The sequence below is a fragment of the Herbaspirillum sp. B65 genome (assembly GCF_000333555.1).
GTDB lineage: Bacteria > Pseudomonadota > Gammaproteobacteria > Burkholderiales > Burkholderiaceae_D > Herbaspirillum > Herbaspirillum rubrisubalbicans.
Genome location: NZ_BADI01001145.1, coordinates 1 through 4,893 on the forward strand (window position 1 = coordinate 1; position 4,893 = coordinate 4,893).

4 protein-coding genes and 1 pseudogene are annotated in these 4,893 nt (G+C 64.6%); all 5 read left to right on the forward strand.

The window, feature by feature from the left end; all coding sequences use genetic code 11:
* Nucleotides 1-268: 268 nt before the first annotated feature.
* Nucleotides 269-730 (forward strand): annotated as a pseudogene (locus I5W_RS27130) (acyl-CoA dehydrogenase family protein); the annotation flags it as partial.
* Between the two features lie 42 nt (nucleotides 731-772).
* On the forward strand, nucleotides 773-1,375 hold the full coding sequence (locus tag I5W_RS27135; RefSeq protein ID WP_044531597.1) for a 2-hydroxychromene-2-carboxylate isomerase: 603 nt from the start codon (nucleotides 773-775) through the stop codon (nucleotides 1,373-1,375).
* Nucleotides 1,375-1,791 (forward strand): YchJ family protein, encoded by a 417-nt coding sequence (locus I5W_RS27140; protein ID WP_044531598.1) that lies wholly within the window; start codon nucleotides 1,375-1,377, stop codon nucleotides 1,789-1,791. The genes I5W_RS27135 and I5W_RS27140 overlap by 1 nt, the downstream gene beginning before the upstream one ends.
* An 84-nt stretch (nucleotides 1,792-1,875) precedes the next feature.
* Nucleotides 1,876-3,510 (forward strand): carboxyl transferase domain-containing protein, encoded by a 1,635-nt coding sequence (locus I5W_RS27145; RefSeq protein WP_044531599.1) that lies wholly within the window; start codon nucleotides 1,876-1,878, stop codon nucleotides 3,508-3,510.
* 22 nt (nucleotides 3,511-3,532) lie between these two features.
* Nucleotides 3,533-4,893, forward strand: a 1,361-nt coding sequence (locus I5W_RS27150; RefSeq protein ID WP_044531600.1) for an acetyl-CoA carboxylase biotin carboxylase subunit, incomplete at its 3' end; no start/stop codon positions are given.

A 4,893-nucleotide genomic window follows, 5' to 3' on the forward strand; every position in this document is an offset into this window, starting at 1 on the left:
CAGCAGGGATTCGATGGTGAGAGGATCGCTCAGGCGCTCGGGGGCAATCCCATCCAGATCCGCCAGCAGATGCTGGCNGCGTGCAGGAAAAACCGTCACGCTCACTTGTGGCTTCCACCGCCACCCCACGAGCACCGGAACGGGTGGACGACCAACTGCTGCCGGAAGACGAGCGAGTGCCGGAAAAATCAGTCGTAGTCCAGTTGTACAGCGTGGAGATCGCAATGAGAAACAAGGCGTAAAGCACGAACACGACTTTCATGGGGCATTGTCGGGTCTGGACTTCGAACGCAGCGTACTCTCCGGTGGTCCGCTGGGCATCATGCAAGCCTGCATGGACGTGGTGGTTCCCTATGTCCACCAACGCCAGCAGTTCGGCCAGGCCATCGGTGAATTCCAGCTCATGCAAGGCAAGCTGGCCGACATGTACAGCACCATGATGGCCTGCAAGGCCTACGTCTACGCCGTGGGCCAGGCCTGCGACCGCGCCGACAACACTGACAAGGTGCGCGCCCTGCGCAAGGATGCCGCCGGCGCCATCCTCTACTCGGCCGAGAAAGCCACCTGGATGGCCGGTGAAGCGATCCAGGCGCTGGGTGGCAATGGCTACATCAATGAATACCCGGTCGGCCGCCTGTGGCGCGATGCCAAGCTCTATGAAATCGGCGCCGGCACCAGCGAGATCCGCCGTATGCTGATCGGCCGCGAACTGTTTGCCGATACGCTGTAAGCGCGAGCGAGCGCCATCCTCTTCCCTCCTGCAAGGACTACCATGAGCAATCCCATCGATTTCTACTTCGACTTCAGCTCGCCCTACGGCTATTTCGCCGCGGTCGAGATCGACAAGCTGGCCGCCAGGCATGGCCGCAGCGTCAACTGGCACCCCATCCTGCTGGGCCCGATCTTCAAGGCGCTGGGCACCAACTCGCTGGTCAATATCCCGCTCAAGGGCGAATATTCCAAGCACGACATGGAGCGCACCGCGCGCTTCCACAACATCTTCTACCATGCCCCCAGCAACTTCCCCATCGGCAGCCAGGTCGCAGCCCGCGCCACGCTGTGGGTGCAGCAGACCCAGCCGGCCAAGGCGGTGGACCTGATCAAGACCCTCTACAGCGCCTACTTCACCGAAGACATCGACATCAGCGTCACCGACCACGTGCTGCGCATCGCCGCCGATGCCGGCATCGACCGCCACGCCCTGGAAGCCGCGCTGGCCTCGCCGGAACTGAAGGAACAACTGCGCCAGCGCACCGAGGCCGCAGGCAAGGCCGGCGTGTTCGGCTCGCCCTTCATGATCGTCGATGGCGAAGCCTTCTGGGGCTTCGACCGCTTCCCGCAATTGGAAGCCTTCCTCAAGAACGGAAAGATCTGATGAGCCACAAGAAAGACAAGTCCGGCCCCTGCCCCTGCGGCCAGCCCAGCTTCGACCAATGCTGCGGTCGCTTCATCGGTGGCGGGCAGATACCGGAGACGGCCGAATTGCTGATGCGCTCGCGCTACAGCGCCTTCGCCCTGCGCGACGAAGCCTACCTGCGCGCCACCTGGTTCCCCGACACCCTGCCGGCAGAAGAGTTGACCAGCGAGACCGACGTCAAGTGGATAGGGCTGGACATCAAGAACCACCAGCACGCCAGCGACAGCGATGAAGCCACGGTGGAATTCGTGGCGCGCTTCAAGGTGGCGGGCCGTGCCCACCGCCTGCACGAGATCAGCCACTTCGTGCGCCAGCCGGATGCCACGGGCCAGTTGCGCTGGTACTACGTAGATGGGCGCTTCCCGGACGATTGAAGCTTGCTTCACCTCACGCGCCCAAACAAGCGCCCGCCAGCCGACACCACAACAAGAAACTGAACAAAGAGACGAAAGACGACCATGCCGCAGATTGAAAGCAAGCTCAACCCGCGCAGCGAGGAATTCCAGCACAATCGCCAGGCCATGCAAGTGCTGGTGGACGATCTGCGGCAAAAGGTCGCCGCCATCGCCGAAGGCGGCGGCGCGGCGGCGCGCGAGAAACACGTCGCCCGTGGCAAGCTGCTGCCGCGCGAACGGGTCCAGATGCTGCTGGACCCCGGCACGCCCTTCCTGGAGTTCTCCCAACTGGCCGCCTACGGCATGTATCGCGAGCAGGACCGCGACGGCCACCACAAGGATGCCGCGCCCTCAGCCGGCATCATCACCGGCATCGGTCGCGTGGCCGGCCAGGAATGCGTGATCGTCTGCAACGACGCCACCGTCAAGGGCGGCACCTATTACCCGATGACGGCCAAGAAGCACCTGCGCGCGCAAGAGATCGCCCAATTCAATCACCTGCCCTGCATCTACCTGGTCGACAGCGGCGGCGCCAACCTGCCCAACCAGGATGAAGTCTTCCCCGACCGCGACCACTTCGGCCGCATCTTCTACAACCAGGCCAACCTGTCGGCCCAGGGCATCCCGCAGATCGCCGTGGTGATGGGCTCCTGCACCGCCGGCGGCGCCTATGTGCCGGCCATGAGCGATGAATCCATCATCGTCAAGGAACAGGCCACCATCTTCCTGGCCGGCCCACCGCTGGTCAAGGCCGCCACCGGCGAAGTGGTCAGCGCCGAGGAGCTGGGCGGCGGCGACGTCCACACGCGTCTGTCCGGTGTGGCCGATCACCTGGCCCAGGACGACACCCATGCGCTGGCCATTGCCCGCAACATCGTCGGCCACCTCAACCGCCGCAAGCCGCAACAACTGGCATTGCGCGCGAGTGTGGAACCGAACTACCCGGCCCATGAACTGTATGGCATCATCCCCACCGATACCCGCAAACCCTTCGATGTGCGCGAAGTGATTGCGCGCATCGTCGACGCCAGCCAGTTCGATGAATTCAAGGCCCGCTATGGCACCACCCTGGTCTGCGGCTTTGCGCACCTGCAAGGAATGCCGGTGGGCATCATCGCCAACAACGGCATCCTGTTTTCGGAATCGGCCGAGAAAGGCACGCACTTCATCGAACTGTGCTGCCAGCGCAAGATCCCGCTGATCTTCCTGCAGAACATCACCGGCTTCATGGTCGGCAAGAAGGCCGAAAACGAAGGCATCGCCCGCCACGGGGCAAAAATGGTCACAGCCGTTTCCACCGCCAAGGTACCCAAGCTGACCGTCATCATCGGCGGCAGCTTCGGCGCCGGCAACTACGGCATGTGCGGCCGGGCCTTCTCGCCGCGCTTTTTGTGGATGTGGCCCAATGCCCGCATCTCGGTGATGGGGGGCGAACAGGCCGCCAGCGTGCTGGCCACCGTCAAGCGTGATGGTATCGAAGCGCGCGGCGGCAACTGGAGTGCCGAAGAAGAAGCCGCCTTCAAGGAGCCCATCCGCGCTCAATATGAAACGCAGGGCCATCCTTACTATGCCTCGGCCCGCCTGTGGGATGACGGCGTGATCGATCCCGCCGACACGCGCCAGGTGCTGGCGCTGGGCTTGTCGGCCGCCCTGAACGCCCCCATCGAAGAGACCCGATTCGGCGTGTTCCGCATCTGAACCGCGCCACCGAGGAGACACCATGTTCACCAAGATCCTAGTCGCCAATCGCGGCGAAATCGCCTGCCGCGTGGCCGCTACCGCGCGCCGCATGGGCATCGCCACCGTGGCCGTGTATTCCGATGCCGACGCGCACGCCAAACATGTGGCCGCCTGTGACGAAAGCGTGCATATCGGCCCGGCGCCGGCCAAGGAAAGCTATCTCTGTGGCGACAAGATCATCGCCGCCGCGCTGGCCAGCGGCGCCCAGGCGATCCACCCCGGCTATGGCTTCCTGTCGGAGAACGCCGGCTTCGCCCAGGCCTGCGCCGAGGCCGGCCTGGTCTTCATCGGCCCACCGGCCTCGGCCATCGACGCCATGGGCTCCAAGTCGGCCGCCAAGGCCTTGATGGAAACCGCCGCCGTGCCGCTGGTGCCGGGCTATCACGGGGCACGCCAGGAAAGTGACTTCCTGCGCAACGAAGCCGACCGCATCGGCTATCCGGTGCTGCTCAAAGCCAGTGCCGGCGGTGGCGGCAAGGGAATGCGGGTGGTCGAGCGCAGTGAAGAGTTCGACGCCGCGCTGGCCTCCTGCAAGCGCGAAGCGATCTCCAGCTTCGGCGACGACCGCGTGCTGGTGGAGAAATACCTGACCCGCCCGCGCCATATCGAAATCCAGGTCTTCGCCGATCACCACGGCCATTGCGTCTATCTGTTCGAACGCGATTGCTCGGTACAGCGACGTCACCAGAAGGTGCTGGAAGAAGCGCCCGCCCCCGGCATGAGCAGCGACCGCCGTGCCGCCATGGGCCAGGCCGCCGTGGCTGCGGCCCGGGCCGTGGGCTACGTGGGTGCCGGCACCGTCGAATTCATCGCCAACCAGGATGGCAGTTTCTATTTCATGGAAATGAATACGCGCCTGCAGGTCGAGCACCCGGTGACCGAGATGATCACCGGCCTGGACCTGGTGGAATGGCAATTGCGGGTCGCCGCCGGTGAAGCGCTGCCGCTGCAACAGGATCAATTGCGCCTTCAGGGCCACGCCATCGAAGCGCGCATCTATGCCGAGAATCCCGAGAAAGGCTTCCTGCCCGCCATCGGCACGCTGACCCATCTGCGCTGCGCGCCGGCGGTGGAGTTCACCCTGGCCGCCGCCGGCGCCACGCAACCGGCGGCGGTGCGCATCGATTCCGGCGTACGCGAGGGTGACGCGATTTCGCCCTTCTATGATCCGATGATCGCCAAGCTCATCGTCTGGGGCGCCGACCGCCAGGCCGCCCTGCGCAACCTGACGCGCGCCCTGGCGCAATACCAGGTGGTGGGGCTGGCCACCAATATCGGCTTCCNTGCACGGCTGGTCGCGGGCCAAGCCTTCGNCAACGGCGAGCTCGACACCGGCTTGAT